The sequence below is a fragment of the Thauera aminoaromatica S2 genome (genome assembly GCF_000310185.1).
Classification (GTDB): Bacteria; Pseudomonadota; Gammaproteobacteria; order Burkholderiales; family Rhodocyclaceae; genus Thauera; species Thauera aminoaromatica.
The window spans coordinates 1-1,918 of the sequence record NZ_AMXD01000264.1 but is presented as its reverse complement, the minus strand read 5'-3'; the positions used below and the strand labels follow the sequence as shown (position 1 = coordinate 1,918).

Below are 1,918 nucleotides of genomic sequence, written 5' to 3'. Positions count from 1 at the left end.
ACGCACGCAGCGGATCCGCTGCCGCTCGCGCCGGCCACACCGGATGCGGCGGCGGATGCGGCGGGGGGCGCCGAGGCGCAATTGCCGCCGGTCGAGAGCTTGTCGCTGTCCTCGGATTTCACCGCCTTCCTGAAGGAAGAGGTGAGCGAGGCGCTGCGTCGCAAGGCCTTGCAGAAACTGTTCTCCGACCCGCACTTCAATCGCATGGACGGGCTGGACATCTACATCGACGACTACTCGCAGCCCGACCCGATCCCGCCGGAGATCCTGGCGAAGCTCCAGCATGCGCGCGAATGGCTGATGGACGACGCGACGGCACAGCCCGCTCCCGAGGGGGCGACGGCGCTTGTCGACGCGGCGCCCGTCGACGGCGAGCGGGGACGGGGGACCACCGCGGAACCGGCCACTGCGGTGGAGTGCGCGTCTGCGCAAGCTGCGACTGCTCCGGGTGGGCGATGCGTCGACGATCTGTCGGGCGCGGTGTCGTCGGAGCCGCCGCAAGAGTCGGGACAAAACGCACCCTGAGCGACAAATTGTCGCGCGTCGATTCCGGATATCGCCCAGTCATGGCTTTTCGGGGATTCCTGCGGTCTTCTCTGAGTCCCCGGCTGGCCTATGAACTGCTTTGCGTAAGGGAATCGATGGAAGAACACATGAGCGAACGCCGCGACCCGACCTCCCGTATCCACCTGTGCGATTGCAACCGCAGCTTCGCGCTCGATGCCGGGCGTCTTGCGGCGGGCACGGATGCCGCGATGCAGTGTCATCACGCGCTCTGCGGCGCCGAACTCCCGGCGCTGCAAACTTCGCTCGCAGGCGGGAAGAGCGTGCATGTCGCCTGTACGCAGGAAACCGCGCTCTTCGGCGAACTCGCGGAGGAAGCCGGCGCGGGCGAGCGCATCCGCTTCTTCAACCTGCGCGAGCACGCCGGCTGGTCGGCCGAGTCCGCGGCGGCAACGCCCAAGCTCGCCGCGCTGATCGCGGCGGCCACCACCTTGGCCGACCCCGAGCCGGTGGCTGCGGTGCAGATGAGCGCCGGGCGCAGCCTGCTGATCATCGGCGAGGCGGGCGCGGCGCTGGGCTGGGCGGAGCGCCTGGCCGGCAGCTTCGAGCCGGCGGTGCTGATCACCGCGCGCTCGAAGGACGTGGAGCTGCCGGCGGTCAACGCGTACCCGGTGTGGTCGGGCAGGCCGGTGCGGCTCGGCGGCCACCTCGGCGCCTTCGAGCTGGAGTGGACGCAGCACAACCCGATCGATCTCGAGCTGTGCGTGCGCTGCAACGCCTGCGTCAAGGCCTGTCCCGAGGGCGCGATCGGCTGGGACCTGCAGGTCGATGTCGACGCCTGTCGCAGCCACGGCGCCTGCGTCGCCGCCTGTGGCGAGATCGGCGCGATCGACTTCGCGCGCCAGGACAGCGCGCGCAGCGAACGCTTCGACCTCGTGCTCGACCTGTCGGCCGAGCCGCTGCTGCGTCGCGTCGAGCTGCCCGACGGCTACGCCGCGCCTGGGCGCGATCCCTTCGAGCAGGCGCTCGCGGTGCAGGCGCTGGGGGAGTTCGTCGGCGAGTTCGAGAAGCCGCGCTACGTAGCCTTCGAGGCCGCCCTGTGTGCGCACAGCCGGGCGAAGAAGACCGGCTGCAGCAACTGCATCGAGTCCTGTTCCACCGCGGCGATCCGCTCGAACGGCGACGTGATCGCGGTCGACCCGTATCTGTGCAAGGGCTGCGGCACCTGCAGCACGGTGTGTCCCTCGGGCGCGCTGTCCTTCCAGTATCCGCGCGTGCCCGAGCTCGGCCAGCGCGTGAAGACCCTGCTCGCCGAATACGCGCGCGCCGGCGGCACCGACGCCTGCCTGCTGTTCCACTCCGCCGCGGCCGGCAGCGCCGCGATCGCCCGCCTCGCGCGCCGCGGCCACGGCCT

General features: G+C 70.5%; 2 protein-coding genes. Both read left to right on the top strand.

What is annotated here, in order from left to right:
• On the top strand, nt 1-525 hold a 525-nt coding region (locus C665_RS20460; RefSeq protein ID WP_004328903.1), incomplete at its 5' end, for a DUF3306 domain-containing protein.
• A gap of 128 nt (nt 526-653) precedes the next feature.
• The coding region (locus C665_RS19425) for an ATP-binding protein (RefSeq protein ID WP_004328901.1) at nt 654-1,918 on the top strand (1,265 nt) is incomplete at its 3' end.